The sequence below is a fragment of the Pseudomonas sp. FP215 genome, from assembly GCF_030687795.1.
In the GTDB taxonomy this organism is placed as follows: Bacteria; Pseudomonadota; Gammaproteobacteria; order Pseudomonadales; family Pseudomonadaceae; genus Aquipseudomonas; species Aquipseudomonas salmasensis.
In genome coordinates, this window is the sequence record NZ_CP117447.1 from 6,632,358 (window position 1) to 6,649,923 (window position 17,566).

The window sequence follows — 17,566 nt, forward strand, 5'->3', positions numbered from 1 at the left end:
TGGACCTGCTTATGAATGCGCTGACTCTGCCGGATATCGCCGCGCAGGCTTCACGCCAAGCCTTGCCACTCGACTGGGTGGGGATGTGCGGCATCGCCTTGCCGATCCTGATTGACGGTCAACACCTGGCCGCCACCGCTGACACGGGCGTAAGCCTGGACGACGGCTCGGCCCGTGGCATTCATATGTCACGCCTGTACCTGGCCCTGGAAATGCTTGATCAACAGCCGCTGACACCTGCACTGCTGCGTAATGTACTGCAGCGTTTTCTCGACACACATGAAGGTTTATCTAAGAACGCTTACCTGCGCATCCATACCCAGTTGCTGCTTAAACGCCCTGCACTGGTCAGCCCATTAGCTGGCTGGAAGACCTACCCGGTGAGCATCGAAGCACGTCTAGAAAACCAGATGTTCCACGTGGAACTAAAAATTGACGTTACTTACTCCTCAACCTGCCCTTGCTCCGCCGCCCTCGCCAGACAGTTGATTCAGCAGCAATTTGTCGATGATTTCGCCAACACACCGTTACAGCACGAAGCGGTGCTGGCCTGGCTCGGCAGCGCTAACGGCATCGTCGCCACACCCCATAGCCAACGCAGCAGCGCGCAGTTGCACGTTCAACTGCAAGGTACTGACCTGCCGATAGTCGACTTGATCAACGCTGCCGAAGCCGCGCTCGGCACCGCCGTACAAACCGCGGTGAAACGCGCAGACGAACAAGCCTTCGCCCTGGCCAACGGGCAGAACCTGATGTTCTGCGAAGACGCCGCTCGCCGCCTGAACCTCGCCTTGAAACGCTCGGATGCCATCAACGCCTTCCACCTCAAAGTGATCCACGCCGAAAGCCTGCACGCGCACGATGCCGTGGCTGAAAGCCGCTGGACGAGAGCTCCTGCATGATCACCTGCAACGCATTGCGCTGGGGTGCCCCCGGGCAACCGCTCACCCCGGCATTGGATTTGACCCTGGACAAAGGCAGCCTCACCGGCATCATCGGCGCCAACGGCACGGGCAAGAGCAGCCTGCTCAAAGTCGTCGCCGGCCTGCAAAAGCCGCTGGCAGGAAAGGTCATCGTGGATGTTCCACGCCGTGGCGGCCTGGCCTTCCTGCCCCAGCAGCAACACTTGGACCGCCAGTTTCCTATCAGCCTGCAAGAACTGGTGGCTGCAGGTTTTTGGGGCACCCAACACACCGCGCAACAACGCAGCCAACGCCTGCAAGCGGTACTGGAAGACTGGTGTCTGATTGGCCTGGAACACCGCCCCTTGATGGCACTGTCCGGCGGCGAATTGCAGCGCGCCCTGCTGGCACGCATGAGCCTGGCCGATGCACCTGTCCTGCTGCTCGATGAACCTCATGCAGCCCTCGACGAGGATGGCCAGGCGCTGTGCTGGAAACACATCCATGCCTGGCACAGCGAAGGCCGCACCCTGGTGATCGTCTGCCATGACCTGGCCTCCGTGCGCCACCACACCCAGCACGTACTGCAGATCAAAAACACCGGCTGCGTATTCGGCCCCAGCAAAGAGCTGATCCGCCCGCAACCGCAGATGCAGGTGGCCTGAATGCACTTCACTGCGCACTTGTGGCTGCCGTTTCATGAATTTGTTTTTATGCGCCGCGCACTCATCGGCGGTTTGGTACTGGCCTGCAGCACGGCGCCGCTGGGGGTGTTTCTGATCCTGCGGCGCATGAGCCTGATCGGTGATGCGGTAGCCCACGGCATCCTGCCCGGCGCCGCCCTGGGCTTCTGGTTCGCCGGGCTAAGCCTGCCCGCGCTGACCCTCGGCGGCCTGGGTGCGGGCCTGAGCATGGCCGGCCTGGCCGCGTGGATCACCCGCCGCACCGGGCTGCGTGAAGACGCCAGCCTCGCGGCCATCTACCCCATCTCTCTTGCCGCCGGCGTACTGATCCTGGGCCTTGCCGGCAAGCGCCTGGACCTGCTGCACCTGTTGTTCGGCTCCGCCCTGGCCGTGGATCAAACCACCCTGACCGGCATGCTCTGGGTCTCGGGTTTCAGCCTGATCGCCATGGCGCTGATCTACAAACCGCTGCTGCTGGACACCCTCGACCCGCTGTTCCTGCAAACCGTCAGCCGCCTCGGCCCCCTCGCCCATGGCGTGTTCCTGACGCTGGTAGTGCTGAACCTGGTGATCGGTTTCCAGGCCATCGGTGCGTTGATGGTGGTCGGCTTGATGATGTTACCGGCCATCGCCTCACGCTTCTGGAGCCGTCGCCTACCGGTGCTGATCGCGGTATCGGCGCTGCTGGGCTGCCTGTCGGTGTGGTTGGGCCTGCTGCTGTCGTTCTACTACTCACTGCCCAGCGGCCCGGCCATCGTGCTGGTGGCGGGCGCTGGGTATTTGTTGTCCGTGGTATTCGGTCCGGTGCACGGTTTGTTGCGCCGCCCGCCTTTGCTCACATCCCAATGAGGTGTTTTCCCATGCGCGCTCTACTCGTGCTGTTCAGTCTGCTGCTGCCGCTGTCGATGGCTCACGCGGCAGACAAACTCCAAGTGGTCACCAGCTTCAGTATTCTCGATGACATCACCCACCAGATCGGTGGCGAGCATATCCAGATCAGTAACATGGTCGGCCCGGACGCCGATGCCCATACCTATGAACCCACGCCGGATGACGCCAAGGCACTGCTCAAGGCCAAGGTCATCATCAAGAACGGCCTGGGTTTCGAGCCGTGGCTGGACCGCCTGGTCACCAGCACCGAAACCAAAGCAACGGTGGTCACCGCCAGCAAAGGCGTGATTTCCCACACCATGGACGAGGATGGCGAAACCATTCCCGACCCGCACGCCTGGCACAACCTGGCCAATGCCGAGATCTATGTGAGCAACATCACCAAGGCCCTGGTGGCCGCCGACCCGGCCAACAAGACCGCCTACCTGCGCAACAGCCAGGCCTACCTCAAGCAAATCCATAGCCTGCTGGACGAGGCCAAGGCCAAGTTCGGCGCACTGCCACCGGGTAACCGCCGCATCGTCACCTCCCATGACGCTTTCGGTTACCTGGGCCAGGCCTATGGCATCCAGTTCCTCGCGCCCCAGGGTTTGTCCACCGAACGTGACCCTTCGGCCGCTGAAGTTGCCGCGCTGATCACCCAGATTCGCAAGGACAAGGTCAAAGCCGTGTTCATGGAAAACATCAAGGACTCGCGCCTGCTCAAGCAGATCGCTGACGAAAGCGGCGCACAGATCGGCGGCACGCTGTACTCCGACGCCCTCGCCGCAGAAGGCCCGGCCAGCACCTTTATCGGGCTGTTCGAATACAACCTCAACACCCTGTGCGCCGCACTGAGCCAGCCATGATCCGCAAAAACCCTTCCGGCGACCTGCCGGTCATTGCCGAATCGGCCTACGTCGATAAAACCGCGATCATCTGCGGCAAAGTCATCATCGGCGAGAACGTGTTCGTCGGCCCTTACGCCGTGATCCGCGCCGACGAAGTCGATGCCAGCGGCGCCATGGACCCGATCACCATCGGCGCCAATTCCAACATTCAGGACGGCGTGGTCATCCACTCCAAATCCGGCGCAGCGGTGACCATCGGTGAATTCACCTCCATCGCCCACCGTTCCATCGTCCACGGCCCCTGCACGGTGGGTGATCGCGTGTTCATCGGTTTTAACAGCGTGCTGTTCAATTGCGCCGTGGGCGACGGGTGCGTGGTGCGCCACAACTCGGTGGTCGACGGCCGCGATCTGCCCGCTGCCTTCTACGTGCCCTCCACCACGCGTATCGGCCCCAACACCGACTTGTCGCAGTTCCCGCCGGTGAGTGTCAGCGCCTCGGAGTTTTCCGAAGACGTGGCACGCACCAACGTCGACCTGGTACGCGGCTACAAAGCCCTGCAAAACGAGTTCTGAACCATGAGCCGCCTGCTGATCCGCAACGCCCGCCTGGTCAACGAAGGCCAGGTATTCGACGCCGACGTACTGATCGCCAATGGCCGTATCGAGAAGATTGCCGCCAGCATTCAAGGCACTAACGAACCAGTGGAAATCGATGCCAACGGCCAGTGGCTACTGCCAGGGATGATCGACGACCAAGTGCATTTTCGCGAACCCGGCGCGCCGGAAAAAGGCAGCTTCTACAGCGAATCCCGCGCGGCGGTGGCCGGTGGCATCACCAGCTTCATGGACATGCCCAACACCAGCCCGGCCACCCTGAACCTGGAAGCCCTGGCCGATAAAAAGCGCCGTGCCGCACTGCACTCAGTGGCCAACTACGGCTTTCACTTTGGCGTGAGCAACGACAACCTCGATACCGTCGCAGCCCTTGATCCCCGTGAAGTGGCTGGGGTCAAAGTGTTCATGGGCGCCTCCACCGGCAATATGCTGGTGGACGACCCGCGCATTCTGGAGCGCCTGTTTGCCGAGGTGCCAACCATCCTGCTCGCTCACTGCGAACACACGCCCAGCATCCTGGCCAACGAGCAGCGCCTGCGCGAACGCTTCGGCGAGCATATTCCCGCCGTCGCCCACCCGCTGATCCGCGATGCCGAGGCCTGTTATCGCTCGTCATCGTTCGCCGTGGAATTGGCCAAACGTCATGGCACGCGTCTGCATGTGTTGCACCTGACCAGCGCTCGTGAACTGGCGTTGTTCGAAGACAAGCCCCTGGCCGACAAACACATCACCGCCGAGGTCTGCCTGCACCACCTGCTGTTTGATGACCGCGATTACCACCGCCTTGGCCATCAGATCAAATGCAACCCGGCGATCAAGACCCGCGCCGACCGCGACGCGCTGCGCCTGGCATTGTTGAGTGACCGTCTGGATGTGATTGGCACCGACCATGCGCCACATACCTGGGCGCAAAAACAGTTGGCCTATCGGCAAGCACCCTCAGGCTTGCCCCTGGTGCAGCATGCCCTGCCGGCGTTGCTGGAGTTGGTGGCCGACGGGCATTTGCCCCTCACCACATTGGTCGCCAAGACCAGCCACCGCGTGGCGGACCTGTTCGCCATTGCTGATCGCGGCTACGTGCGTGAAGGCTATTGGGCCGACCTGGTGCTGATCAAACCGGAGCCTGCTGGCAAGCCGGTCAACAGCCAGCCTATTCTCGCCCGCTGCGGCTGGACACCCTTTGCAGAGCGCAGCTTTCGCCACAGCGTGAGTACCACGTTGGTCAGCGGCCACCTGGCCTGGCACAACGGCCAGGTGGTCAACAGTTGCCAGGGCTTGCCCCTGCAGTTTGGGCGTTAAGCGCGGGGTTTGACCGTACCGCAATCGTTGCCCAGCCACTGGGCGTGGCTGTCCAGGCTACCCTTCTGCTGGATACCGGTGGCATTGAAGGTACCGTTGACGCTGGTGGTGAATTCTTTCTGGCTCTGGAACGTTGCCACACCAGTGCCCTGGGCTTTCGGACAACTGAAGCGGAACTTCCACTGGTTGCCGCTCTTGTCGGTGACTTCCTGTTTGCAGCCCGATTGGGGGTCGGTCAGCGGGATCGAGTCGGAGGCCACCTGAGCCGGGGTCAGGCACACCTGCACGCCCTTACCGGCCATGTTGATGCCTTGCTTTTCGAGCATGGCGCGCTGTTCCGGGGTCATCTGTTGCTTGAGCTGACCGAGGATCAGCGACAAGTCCGGCAGGTCTTGGTTATCGACTTTCATATTGCTGGTGGTCAATTCCCACAAGCCCGGCGCCAGCATCTGCGCCTGTGCCGCCACAGGCAGCGACAAACCAACAACCATGGCCAAACCAAGCAGACGAGCATTCATCGGGTAACTCCTGGGTAATTGTGGGCGTTAGACGTCGCAAAGCAGCCAGTGTTGCATGGCAAATAAAATAGCGACATTCACAGCCGTTCATGGTCTGTTACGCACTGGACTGCCTGGAGTTACGTCGTTCATGGATTTCTTTGGCCCGCACCTGCTCGCCTACGTCATTGCCACGCTGCACTTTCTGGGAACGCTCGCCGCGATCCACGCAGTACTGACCGTGCGCACCGCACAAGGCTCGATCGCCTGGGCGCTGTCACTGATGTTCATGCCCTACCTGACGTTGATCCCCTACCTGATTTTTGGCCGCAGCACCTTCGACGCGTACATCCAGGCCCGTCGCCAGGCTAACCAGGAAATGCACACGGCCATCACCGAGTTGAACTGGCGCCCGTGGGTGGAGGAAGCGCTCGCAGCGCGCAATTCCAGCGCCTATGCCTCCTTGCGCGCCATGCCCAAGCTGGGCCGTATGCCGTGCCTGGCCAACAATGAAGTGCGCCTGTTGATCAATGGCGATGCCACCTTCGGCGCGATCTTCGAGGCTATCCGTCACGCAAAGACCGCCGTGCTGTTCCAGTTTTTCATCATTCACGATGACGAGCTGGGCCGCCAGTTGCAGGCCCTGTTGAAGGAAAAAGCCGCCCAAGGCGTGGCCATTTACGTGCTGTACGACCGCATCGGCAGCCACGCCCTGCCCCATCGTTACGTGCAGGCTCTGCGTGACGTTGGCGTGCAGGTCAAGGCGTTCGCCACCCGCAGTGGCTGGCTCAATCGTTTCCAGGTCAACTTCCGTAACCATCGCAAGATCGTAGTGGTAGACGGCATCACCGGGTTTGTCGGTGGGCACAACGTAGGCGATGAATACCTGGGTAAAAAACCGCCGCTGGCGCCATGGCGCGATACCCATGTGCAAGTCACCGGCCCAGTGGTGGCGTGCCTGCAGGAGTCGTTTGCCGAGGACTGGTTCTGGGCCGCCCGGGAACTGCCGCCGCTGATCCTGCCGGACGCCTACCCCGAGGACGGCGTGCTCTGCCAGTTACTCGCCAGCGGCCCGGCGGACCCTTATGAAACCTGCTCGCTGTTTTTCGTCGAGGCCATCCATGCCGCGACCGAGCGCGTGTGGATCACCAGCCCGTACTTCATCCCCGACGAGGCGGTATTTGCCGCCCTGCGCCTGGCGGTGTTACGCGGGGTCGATGTGCGCCTGCTGCTGCCGTCACGGCCCGACCATCGCATCGTGTATGCCGCATCCAGCCTGTACGCCAACGAAGCGGTGCGAGCGGGCGTGCGGGTGTTTCGCTACACCCCGGGCTTTTTGCATCAGAAGGTGGTGTTGGTGGACAGCGAAATCAGCGCCATTGGCAGCGCCAACATGGACAACCGTTCGTTCCGGCTGAATTTTGAAGTGATGCTGCTGACGGTGGATGACGCCTTCGCCAGCCAGGTTGAACAGATGCTGCTGGACGACTTCGCCCTGGCCCATGAAGTCAGCCAGGAAGAAAGCCGCGAGACCCGTCGCCTGCAGCAACTGGGCATGCGCGTGGCGCGCCTGATCTCACCCATCCTCTAACCGCCAATACACAACCAATAATGTAGGAGCGAGCTTGCTCGCGAAAAACTCCCAGGCGCCGCGTTCATTCAGCAAGCACGCGTTATCGTTGACGTTTTTCGCGAGCAAGCTCGCTCCTACGGTTTTGAACGAGCTCAGCGGTAGAGATCTTCCCGCGTCCACGGCAGTTCATGCCCGCCATCGGCATGGGGTTTGACTGCCAGTATCTGGTGCAGGTTGATCCAGCCACGGGCAAACGCGTAAGCGCAACCGGCCAGGTACAGCCGCCAGATGCGTAGCGCCTGCTCCGGCACCATCTTCGCTGCCGCTTCCAGGTTGTCTTCCAGGCGCTCGCTCCAATGGTCCAACGTGCGGGCGTAATGCATACGCAGGCTTTCGACATCGACCACTTCCAGCCCTGCTTCACTGATCTGGGCGGTCATCATCGCCAGGTGCGGAAGTTCACCGTTGGGGAACACGTAGCGCTCGATAAACTCGCCGGCGCCACGGCCCACGGGGCGGCCGTCGGTGTGCTTGGCGGTGATGCCATGGTTCATCACCAGGCCACCTTCACGCACCGCGCCGAACAAGGTCTGGCAGTATTGCGCCAGGTTGGCGTGGCCGACGTGTTCGAACATGCCCACGCTCACCACTTTGTCAAAACGGCCGTCCTGGGGCAGGTCGCGGTAGTCGAGTAATTGCAGGTCGACCTGGTCTTCCAGCCCTTCGGCTTTCACCCGCTCCTTGGCCAGCGCCAGTTGTTCTTTGCTCAAGGTGATGCCGAACACCTTGACCCCGAACTCCCGCGCGGCATAGCGCGCCAGCCCGCCCCAGCCACAGCCCACATCCAGCAGATACTCACCCGGCTGCAGCCGCAACTTGCGGCACAGGTGGCGGAATTTGTCTTGTTGGGCCTGGTCGATCGACTCGCTGCCGGTTTCGAAATAACCGCAGGAATACGCCATGTCCTGGTCCAGCCATAGCTGGTAGAACTCGTTGGACAGGTCGTAATGGTAGGAAATGGAAGCGGCGTCGGTGGCCTTGTCGTGAATCGAGCGCACCGGACGACTCTCCTCGTCGTCCTCGACCAAAGCGTGACTCAACTCGTCACATACCCTGATCACTTCGGTGATGGAGCCTTCCAGCTCCAGTTTTCCCTCAACGAAGGCTTCGCCCAGCGAGTCGAGCGTTGGATGGGTCAGCCTGGATACAACCGTGGGGTCCTTGACCACGATGGTGACGCTGGGCTCAGGGCCCAAGTTGAATTCATGGCCGTCCCAGAGTCGAAGACGCAGCGGTAGCTGAAGATTCTGTAAGGCCGGTGGAAGTTGCGCGAGCATGAGTAGTCCCCCCTTGTTTCAGACGTCTGCTGTGAGGGTAGACCATGCCAAACAAAGTAGGAAGCTATCGAATCAATAGCCCCCCTTCTATGGCGCTCGGCGCTCGAGCAAACCCTCCTGGACCCACTGTTTCAGCCAAGTGGCCGCTTGCAGCGACGCCCCCTCTGAATAAGTGACCGCCAGCTCAGTACACAGTTCTGAAAAATTCCAACCCGTGGTCACCATGCCCGCCAGCGCACAGGCTTCAGCGGCTTCCAGGCTGCGGTAGTGGCAGCGGTTCTGGTTGCGCCACACCAGGCAGATTTGCGCCGGGTCCAGCGCATGGCTGCCAGGGAAGTCTGATTCATCCTTACTGGCTCGCCAGATTGCCACTGTGTTGAAACGGCAAAGCAGCTGCTGTACCGAAGGCGCCAGCGCAACCTGCAAGGTGGGCCAATCTTCAGGCGCCAGGTGCGCCATGTCATTCAAGGTCAGCGGCTCCCCTTCGGGTGCGTCAAACGCCAAGGTGAACGCCCACTCCAGGCGTGCCAACTCAGCCAAAGGCGCACTTTGCGCAGCCATCAGATGCTCCACGATAAACATCGCAAAGCGCTCGCCCAACCAGCGCACGCTGTAATGGGCCGAGGGATAACGGCGGATGTAGGCCTCGGTCAGTGAGCAAAACGCCTCATCTCCCAGCCAATACCAGATGGCACCGAAGTCATGGCGCAGCACCTCCTGCAGGCGTGACAGGTAAGCGTTGTGGTAAATCGCAAGGCCAGTGTCCACATCCAACGTCGGCCCTCCCAGCAAGGTGGCGGCAAAGCCGCTGTTGGCCGCGGGGGCTTCGGATAATAGATGCTGTTCAAACGCCAACTGCCAGTCGATCAGGCGCATAACGCTCTCCGGGCCAAGGCGCTGGCACCCAATTCACGGGCTTTGTTCAACTCGGTGAGCAACTCTTCGAAGGGCGGAAAATGGTCATCGCGTTCCAGCAAGGTCGACACTGGGCCCAGATGTTCGAGGGTTTGCTGGTACAGCGCCCACACCGGGTCGCACACGGGATGGTCATGGGTATCGACCACATAGTCGCCATAGTCCATATGCCCCGCCAAATGCAGCTGGCGAATGCTTTCGGGTGGCAGGTTGCGAATGAAGGTCCAGGCATCAAAACCATGGTTACGTGCGCTGACGTAGACGTTGTTGACGTCCAGCAGCAACTGGCAGCCGCTCAGGTGGGCCAAGGCGTTGAGGAACTCCCACTCGGTGAACTCATCCGCCTTGGAACGCACGTAGCTGGAGACATTTTCCAGTACCAGCGGGCGCTGCAACACGTCCTGCACCTGACGCACGCGGCCGGCCACGTGATAAAGGCTTTCTTCGGTGTAAGGCAGGGGCAGCAAATCGTGTAGCTGATGCGCACTACCGCGGCTCCAGCACAGGTGATCGGAAATCCACGCCGGCTGAATGCGCTCTGCGAGCTGTTTGATGTGGTTCAGGTAATCGGTATCTAGGGCATGCGGCCCGCCGATGGACAACGACACACCGTGCATCACCAAGGGGTAACGCTCGGCTATCGCATCCAGGTAGTACAAGGCCTTGCCGCCCTGTACCAAGTAATTTTCGGAGATCACTTCGAACCAATCCACGGCCGGCGACTGTTCAAGGATCTGCTGGTAGTACTCACTGCGCAAACCCAGGCCGTAACCCAGACTTGGAAGGGACGCGGACATGTCTCACTCCTGGGCAAAGTGTCCGCAGCGGTGGCAGGCAGCCGCCGCGGTTGCACTCGTGTGCCGGTTACTCGCCGACTTTACCGCCAGCGGCGTCGCAGGCCGACTTGGTCATGGCCTTGAAGCCCTGGCCTTTGCACGCGCCCTGGCCCTTGCACGCGTGGTCCTTGGTTTTGCAGTCGTTCATGCCTTTGCAGGAGGTCACGCCGTAGCAGTGCACGGTGGCGTCTGCGGCTTGTACCTGAGTGGCCACACCCGCGAACAGAGAAGCGGCGGCCATTGCGAGGGCGGCACCAGCAGCAGCGGATTTAATGCTCATTGTTGTATTCCTCATGATCAGTAGTGGAGCCGGTCTGAACGGATTGTTCAGTCTCGACACAGCACTAGAGTGAGGTCCCCTATCGGCGTTACAGCCGTAAGCAAATATTTTTGAAATTATTCATCGAGCTTCAACAGCGGCTCCTGGAAGCGCAGCAAACGCCCGGCATTACCCAACACCAGCAAGGTACTGAGGTTATGCAGCACCGCCGCGATCATCGCGCCCGCCGCCCCCAACCAGCCGAATGCGGCGAACACCACAATGGCCAGCGTCCACCCCAAGCCAATGATCACGTTGACCTGCAACGTCTGCCGGCACTGGCGACTCAAGCGCACACAGGTGCCCAGGCGGCGCAAGTCGCTGCCGATCAACACCACGTCCGCCGAGGCCAGGGCGATGTCTGCACCGCCCGCGCCCATGGCCACGCCGACCACGCCGGCCTTGAGCGCCAGAGAGTCGTTGATGCCATCGCCCACCACCATTGGCCTGAAGCCACTGCTGATTTCCCCCAGCACGCGGTTGAGCTTGTCTTCCGGCAGCGCTTGGGCTTCGACATCACTGATGCCCACGTCCAGCGCCAGGCTGTCGGCCACGCTTTGGCGGTCGCCGGTCAGCAGCAGTTGGCGGCCCAGGCCCAAGTCACGCAATTCTTGCAGGGCCTGGCGTGCCTCGGGCTTGACGCTATCAGCCAACAGCATCCAGGCGAGGAACTTGCCGTTCAACGCTAACCCGGCAATCGGGCCATCGTGGGTGGGCACGTCGGTGGTGACGATGCCCAACTGTTCAAACAACTCCGGCCGTCCCAGCGCCGCTTCGCCCTGCTCGGTCTGGGCGACCACGCCCAGGCCCTGACGCTCGCGGATGTCGCTAAGCACCAGCATCTGCTCCTGGCTCGCCAACCCCGCCAACGCTCGGCTGACCGGGTGACTGCTCGCCGAACCGAGGCTGGCCGCCAGGTTCAGCAGCTTTTGGCGATCCGGGGCGGTGGTCTCGATGGACTGCAAACGCAGGGTGCCAAAAGTCAGCGTGCCGGTCTTGTCGACCACCAGTGATGTCAGGTCGGCCAGCTCTTCCAGGAACGCCGAGCTGCGAATCAGGATGCCATGGCGCGCCGCCACGGCAATCCCGGCAATCGCCGTGGCCGGTGCCGACAGCACCAAGGCACAGGGGCACGCCGCTACTAGCACCGCGAGCATCGCCTGGGCGTCATTGGTGACAAACCAGGTGACGGCCGCCAGCAGCAACACCAGCACCATGTAGCTGCCGGCATAGCGCTCCAGCAGCCGGGTGATCGGCGGCTTGGAGCGCTCGGCGTTCTGCATCAGCGCAATGACTTTGCCCAACGTCGATTCGTTACCGGTGCGCGTGACCTCAAGGCGCAGCAGGCCATCGAGGTTGATCGCCCCACCAAACACCTGCACGCCCACGCTGGCTTCCAACGGCACCGACTCGCCGGTGATCGGCGCCGTGTCCAGGCTCGCCTGGCCGGACAACACCACGCCATCGGCCGGCACGCGGTCACCGGCACGCACTTCGACGATATCGCCGGTGTTCAAGGTGCCGTTATCCACTTCGGTGATGCTGCCGTCTGCCTGCACCAGGCGGGCATGGCTGCGGGTGAGTTTGCCCAAGGCATGGATCGCTTCCTGGGAACCAATCACGCTGCGTTCTTCCAGCACATGGCCGAAGATCATGATGATCGGTAGCAACGCGGCGGTGAGCAGATCGCCCGTGGCCCAAGCGCCGAGCATGGCCAGGGCGATCAATTGGTCGGTGATGCCGTGCAGGCTCGGAAAGCGCAGGCTGTACCAGGCTGAACGCATCACCGGCACCGCCACCAACAGCGAAGCCACGCCCAGCAGCAGCTGGCTGACGCCGCTCTGGTCCGGCGCGAGCCAGCGCCACACCAGGCCCAGCACGAGCAAGCCCAGGGCGAGCATCGCCAAGGTCAATTGCCGGGCAGCGCTGCGCTGTTCGGCGGAGGTCAGCATGGGTGCGCTCATTGTTCGGCTCCCTGGATGATCAAACGGGAGTCGTCTTTGGGATCGACAGTGGTTACCGAACCGGCCTGGCCGAGAATCTTCGGCAGGCGTTCGCGGTACAGGCGCAACAGCAAACCGGGGTCTTTGACCTGGGCGAGGCTGGCAACGGTAGCGGTTTGCGCCTGGGCGTTGGCCAAGCGTTCACTGGCCTGGGCGTGGGCGACTTGCACTTGGCGGTCAGCCTCCTGGTTGGCGGTCTGGGTGAGTTTTTCCGCTTCAGTGCGGGCGTTGGCCACGGCTTTATCGGCCTGCTGGCTGGCGGTCAGTACGGCGTTGAAGGCATTCACCGCAGGCCCAGGCAGGCTAGATTGCACATCGACGCGGGTGGCTTCGATACCCAGCCCCAAGCCGCTGGCCGCCAACTCCGCCAGGCGTTTGTTGATGCCTTGCACCAGGTCGCCGCGCAGCCGCTCACGGCGTTCGGCGGCGCCATTGTCGCTGCCGATCAGTTCCGGACGCGCTACCAGGATGGTGTCCAGGTCCCGCGCAGCGGTGAGGGCCACGGCGCTACGCGTCACCAGACGATCCAGGGCCGGCAGTACGTGGTCGCCCTGCAACACAAAGGCGTAGGGCTCGGTCACCTTGTAGAACACCCGCACGTCCAGTTGAACCACCCCGGCATCACCGGTCAGCAGGTAGCCGGAACCGGCCAGGGCATCGCTCAACGGCGTGGCGAAACTGGCCACACGATCGGCCTGTAGCGCCGCATCGGAACGCAGCAGGTTTTCCACCCGGCGTTCGATCACCCGGTCGGCCGCTGGCAGCAGGACGACTTGCTCAAAGGGTTGCGGCCAGGCCAGCAACAGCCCGGCATTCTGAATGCGATCAAGGGCGCCGAAATGCAGGACCACGGCGCGATTCTGCGGGTCGATCTGGCGCACATTGGAAAAGGCCCAGGCCAACGCTGCCAATACGGTGACCGCGTAGAGTGCCAGGAACGTCAGGCGCCCGGCCTGGATCCACGGGCTGTCCGGGCTGTCAGGCTCGCTCATGGCTGAAGGTCCTTGGGCCCGTCCACCAGGGCGCGGAACGGCGCGGCGTCGGTGCGCAGGATGATCTTGGTCCCCGGCGTGACCACCGTGCCCAAGGTATCCAGCGAGCGCAGCAGGTTGTACAGCTGCGGATTGCCTGCGTAGGCACGGCCATAAATCTGCGCGGCTTCAACCCGCGACTGCGCTTCGATGTCAGCGGCTTTCACAGTGGCATCGGCCTGCATAATGCGCGCATCACGCTCGGCAGCAGAGCGGATCTGCGCCGCTTCGCGCTTGCCCACGGCGGTGCGTTCGGTGGCGATGGTTTCACGCTCGGCGCGCATGCGGTCAACCGTGGCGGTGAGGGTCACCGACGGCAACGTCAAGCGCTCGATGCCGACCTGCGCCACGCGCACGCCATAAGTGGTGAGCAATTGTTGATCAATCTGCTGGCGCAACTGCGCTTCAAAATCGGCGATGCGCACTTGGTTGGCGTCGGTATTGATCAAGCTGGACAGGTCAAAGCTGGCTGCTGTGGTTTCCAACGCCGAGCCGACGAAGGTACGAATCTGCCGCGCCGCCTCATCGGGCTGGTTCTGCACCGCACGCATAAAGCGCTGCACGTTGTCGGCATCGCCCTGCACCTGCCACGCCACGTAGGCCTGCACGATAATCCGCAGGCCATCGCGGGTGCCCACATCCTGCAAGCCGCTGGACGTGGTGCGCAGGCGCAGGTCCACCGGGATCGCCGCTTCGAACGGTGCCGGCCAGCGCCAACCCAGGCCCGGCTCCAGCAGCACGCGCGCGGGGTTGCCGAAGCGGGTAATCACCGTGGCCTCGCCGGAACGCACTTGCACCAGGCTCGCCGCTGCCACGGCAAACAGCACCAGCAACACCGCCCACGCCATGCGGCGCCAGGGAAAAGGCCCGGCCGCCTGTTCATCGCCGTGATGGTGGTGGCCGTGATGGTGGTGATGACCGTGATCATGATCGTGGGAATGAGCGCTCAACAGACGAACTCCTTATTGAACGGCTTTGCGCGGCGCCGACGGGTCGGCGGGCAAGGTAAAAGAACGCAGATCGATCGTCGGCGCGCTATCGCCGCCCAAACGATGATCCAGAATAAGCAGCTTGGCCTGGGCCAGGCCCTGGCTCAGTTGGCCCAGGTACTGTTCCAGCACGAAGGCTTGGCCCGCAGCGGCGTAGGCCTTTTGTTCGGCGGCAAAGCGCAGGTTTGCTGCTTGGGCGCCAGCGTTCACTTCGCGGGCGCTGGCCTGGGCCTGATCGCGGGCAGTGCTGGCTTGAAGCAGCGCCTGGTTGGTCTGTTCGCTGGCCGCACCGCGTTCACGGGCGATCAACGCCTGGGCGCCGATCTGCGCGGCTTGCACACCGTGGTAAGCGTTAGCGGCGCCGGCCGGCGGGTGGATAGCCTCGACCACCGTGGCAAGGATTTCCACACCGCTGTCGAGGGTTTGCAGGTCGGCTTGCACGCTGCGGCCAATCTCGTCGGCGAGGCTGGTGCGCTCTTCCCCGAGCAATTCATCCAGGGTGCGCGAGGCAAAATCGTGCACCAGGATGCGGCTGGCGGTGCTGCGGATCAGGGTCGGGATATCCGCGCTGTTGTAGGTGGCGGCAAGCGCAGCCTGATCGGTGAGGCCGATGCGGTAGACAAAGCGCACGTCCATATTGACGATCTGGAAGCCCTGCTTGTCGCCGCTGCTGCTGGCAATCACCTGGGATTTGTCGTTCACATGGCTGGCGTCCCACAGGCGGTTGGCGATCAACGGCGCCGGGCCTTCCGCGGCAGCCATCTGCGGTGTGGCGGCGTCACTGACGCTGGTCGCCAGCTCATGCACCACGCCGTTTTCAACATTCAGTACGCGGCCCAACGGCCACGGCAAACCCGCATGCAGCCCGGGGCCGAACACCTCGACGGGTTTACCAAAGCGCTCATAAATCCCACGGCCTTGCAGGGGCACTTCATGCACACCAGTCAACGCCCAACCTACCGCCAGCACCACCAGCAGCACCGGGAAAAACGCCCGGCGCATGTAGGTAAAGGCCCAGATCTGACGCAGGTCGATGCCAAAGCGGTTGTGCAGTTCATGCTGCAACGCCAGCAAGGGTTGCGGCGGCCAACGTAGCAGGCCGGCGATAAAACTCTGCGCCATCAAGCGCGGTTCGAGGCGCGGCTGGCGTGGGCTGAACAGCGAGAGCACGCCCCTGAGCAGGAACTCCAACGCCACCAACGCCGGCAACAGCCCGATGAGAGTGGCCAGGCGCAACGGCCAGACCGACTCTGCACTGGCAAACAGCAGGCAGATCGCGCTGAGTACCAGGCAGATAATTGCCATCCGGCTCAACTGCGCCAACTGTGAGGCTTCCGGCCATTGGGCGGCAGTTTCCTGGGCCAGGCGGCGTTCGAATACCAGCAGGCCAAACGCCAGGGCCAATGCGAGCGCTGCGCCAATACTTGCCGATTGCCCGATGGCGGCAGCGGGCAAGCCCAGGTTCCAGAACTGCAGGATGCTGACCAGCGCCAACAGCGACCAGCCGCCCAACCACAGCACCGGCGCGCCAATCTGCGCCAACAGGCCGTTGCCGAACCGGTTGATCAGGCCCTTGTGCCAAGAAATGGCCTCGCTGTCAGGTTCGATCAACTCGCCGCTTGGCGCCTCCAGCGCCTGGGCACGCCAGTCGGCTACCCACCAGGCCGACTGTAACCCGGCCACCAGCAGCAGCAAGGCCGAGGCGCAGTTGATCAATACCACCGGCCAGATCGACAGGGGTGCAAACAACGCTACGAACAGCGCCAATATCCAACCGCTGAGGGCCAGGGTCGTCAGGCCGATACCGGCCTGGCGCAATCGACGGGCGTGGAACAGCCCTTGCTGAAAACGCGCGAGGCCTTCAACCGAAGCCCCGTCAGCCTCTAGATCCACTTGCATCTGCTCAACGCCCACTTGTACACAATTCGTTACGATATAACACGAAGCGTGAAATTTTTGTTCGAACCCCCGGTGAAAACAGGCGTGCCTTCCGTAGGAGCGAGCTTGCTCGCGAAAAACGTCAACGATAACGCGGGCTTCCTGAATAAACGCGGCGCCTGTGAGTTTTTCGCGAGCAAGCTCGCTCCTACATTGGCCCCTCGTTGTGCTGAGAATGTGACTAACCCCCTATAAACACGAGCCATCACTGGTGTCGGCTGCGATTAGTCGGCACACTTCAGAACAGTTTTTCGCGGGTTCACGGACAAGGAAGCGCCACCCCCCATGATTTCCATCTACCAACTCAAACCGCGTTTTCAAAACCTGCTGCGCCCTCTCGTGCAGCGCCTCTATGACAACGGCACCACCGCCAACCAGATCACCGTGCTGGCCGGGGTTGTTTCCGTGCTGGTGGGGCTGTTGATCGCGGGCTTTGCCCAACACCTCTGGCTGTTTGCACTGATCCCGCTGTGGATGATTGTGCGCATGGCCCTCAATGCCATTGACGGCATGCTCGCCCGGGAATTCGGCCAGCAGTCGCGCCTCGGTGCTTATCTCAATGAACTGTGCGATGTGATCGCCGACAGTGCGCTGATACTGCCCTTTGCCTTGATCCCCGAGATGAGCCTGGCGCCGGTGTTGCTGGTGACGCTGCTGGCGGTATTCAGCGAGTACGCCGGGGTGCTGGGGCCGATGGTGGGCGCGTCGCGCCGTTATGACGGGCCCATGGGCAAGAGTGACCGGGCGTTTGTGCTCGGGGTGCTGGCCACTGGCGTGGCGCTGGGCTGGCTCGGCGCCGGTTGGGTTGAGGCGGTGATGTGGCTGGTGGCCGCCCTGCTCGCCTATACCTTGGTCAACCGGGTGCGTCAGGGCCTCAAAGAACAACAAACTTCCCCTTCTGCATAA

17 protein-coding genes are annotated in these 17,566 nt (G+C 62.3%); 8 read left to right on the plus strand and 9 right to left on the minus strand.

Annotation, left to right across the window (positions count from 1 at the left end; genetic code table 11):
* Positions 1–11 precede the first annotated feature (11 nt).
* From folE2 to PSH76_RS30240, 6 genes are read left to right on the plus strand one after another with little or no spacing between them, the layout of a single operon-like run.
* The gene (folE2, locus tag PSH76_RS30215) at positions 12–902 is read left to right on the plus strand and encodes a GTP cyclohydrolase FolE2 (RefSeq protein ID WP_305493385.1); all 891 of its coding nucleotides are present in this window, start codon (positions 12–14) and stop codon (positions 900–902) included.
* A complete protein-coding gene (locus PSH76_RS30220; protein WP_305493386.1) occupies positions 899–1,567 on the plus strand; it encodes a metal ABC transporter ATP-binding protein in 669 nt (222 codons plus the stop codon). The genes folE2 and PSH76_RS30220 overlap by 4 nt, the downstream gene beginning before the upstream one ends.
* Positions 1,568–2,434, plus strand: coding sequence for a metal ABC transporter permease (locus tag PSH76_RS30225; RefSeq protein WP_003195772.1), 867 nt, complete (start codon positions 1,568–1,570; stop codon positions 2,432–2,434).
* Between the two features lie 11 nt (positions 2,435–2,445).
* Positions 2,446–3,324 (plus strand): metal ABC transporter substrate-binding protein, encoded by an 879-nt coding sequence (locus PSH76_RS30230; protein ID WP_034134111.1) that lies wholly within the window; start codon positions 2,446–2,448, stop codon positions 3,322–3,324.
* On the plus strand, positions 3,321–3,881 hold the full coding sequence (locus tag PSH76_RS30235) for a DapH/DapD/GlmU-related protein (RefSeq protein ID WP_005792581.1): 561 nt from the start codon (positions 3,321–3,323) through the stop codon (positions 3,879–3,881). The genes PSH76_RS30230 and PSH76_RS30235 overlap by 4 nt, the downstream gene beginning before the upstream one ends.
* 3 nt (positions 3,882–3,884) lie before the next feature.
* Positions 3,885–5,222 carry a dihydroorotase gene (locus PSH76_RS30240; RefSeq protein WP_305493387.1) on the plus strand — a complete coding sequence of 446 codons (1,338 nt, stop codon included), beginning with the start codon at positions 3,885–3,887 and terminating at the stop codon, positions 5,220–5,222.
* Here PSH76_RS30240 and PSH76_RS30245 read toward each other — a convergent pair.
* Complete coding sequence (locus tag PSH76_RS30245; RefSeq protein ID WP_003195781.1) at positions 5,219–5,740, minus strand: DUF3617 domain-containing protein; 522 nt, start codon at positions 5,738–5,740, stop codon at positions 5,219–5,221. The genes PSH76_RS30240 and PSH76_RS30245 overlap by 4 nt on opposite strands.
* A gap of 130 nt (positions 5,741–5,870) precedes the next feature.
* Here PSH76_RS30245 and cls point away from each other — a divergent pair, with 130 nt between their 5' ends.
* Positions 5,871–7,310, plus strand: coding sequence for a cardiolipin synthase (gene cls / locus PSH76_RS30250; protein ID WP_305493388.1), 1,440 nt, complete (start codon positions 5,871–5,873; stop codon positions 7,308–7,310).
* Between the two features lie 134 nt (positions 7,311–7,444).
* Here the strand turns inward: cls and cfaB are convergent, their stop codons facing one another.
* The 8 genes from cfaB to hflK (PSH76_RS30290) form a co-directional block, all read right to left on the minus strand.
* Positions 7,445–8,629, minus strand: coding sequence for a C17 cyclopropane fatty acid synthase CfaB (gene cfaB / locus PSH76_RS30255; protein ID WP_098949986.1), 1,185 nt, complete (start codon positions 8,627–8,629; stop codon positions 7,445–7,447).
* A gap of 87 nt (positions 8,630–8,716) precedes the next feature.
* Complete coding sequence (locus PSH76_RS30260) at positions 8,717–9,505, minus strand: DNA-binding domain-containing protein (protein WP_278918728.1); 789 nt, start codon at positions 9,503–9,505, stop codon at positions 8,717–8,719.
* A complete protein-coding gene (locus PSH76_RS30265; RefSeq protein ID WP_098949984.1) occupies positions 9,496–10,341 on the minus strand; it encodes a DUF692 domain-containing protein in 846 nt (281 codons plus the stop codon). Before PSH76_RS30265 ends, PSH76_RS30260 begins: the two co-directional genes overlap by 10 nt.
* A gap of 67 nt (positions 10,342–10,408) precedes the next feature.
* The gene (locus PSH76_RS30270; RefSeq protein WP_098949983.1) at positions 10,409–10,660 is read right to left on the minus strand and encodes a hypothetical protein; all 252 of its coding nucleotides are present in this window, start codon (positions 10,658–10,660) and stop codon (positions 10,409–10,411) included.
* A 116-nt stretch (positions 10,661–10,776) separates the two neighbouring features.
* Positions 10,777–12,663, minus strand: a complete 1,887-nt coding sequence (locus PSH76_RS30275) for a cation-translocating P-type ATPase (protein ID WP_305493389.1) — start codon at positions 12,661–12,663, stop codon at positions 10,777–10,779.
* Positions 12,660–13,694, minus strand: a complete 1,035-nt coding sequence (hflK, locus tag PSH76_RS30280; protein WP_032894397.1) for a protease modulator HflK — start codon at positions 13,692–13,694, stop codon at positions 12,660–12,662. The genes PSH76_RS30275 and hflK (PSH76_RS30280) overlap by 4 nt, the downstream gene beginning before the upstream one ends.
* Positions 13,691–14,686: a protease modulator HflC gene (gene hflC / locus PSH76_RS30285; protein ID WP_370874672.1), complete on the minus strand. Its 996-nt coding sequence runs from the start codon at positions 14,684–14,686 to the stop codon at positions 13,691–13,693. The genes hflK (PSH76_RS30280) and hflC overlap by 4 nt, the downstream gene beginning before the upstream one ends.
* 9 nt (positions 14,687–14,695) lie before the next feature.
* Positions 14,696–16,621, minus strand: a complete 1,926-nt coding sequence (gene hflK, locus PSH76_RS30290) for a protease modulator HflK (RefSeq protein ID WP_305493391.1) — start codon at positions 16,619–16,621, stop codon at positions 14,696–14,698.
* A 324-nt stretch (positions 16,622–16,945) separates the two neighbouring features.
* On the opposite strand from hflK (PSH76_RS30290), the gene PSH76_RS30295 reads away from it, so the two are divergent.
* The gene (locus PSH76_RS30295) at positions 16,946–17,566 is read left to right on the plus strand and encodes a CDP-alcohol phosphatidyltransferase family protein (protein WP_305493392.1); all 621 of its coding nucleotides are present in this window, start codon (positions 16,946–16,948) and stop codon (positions 17,564–17,566) included.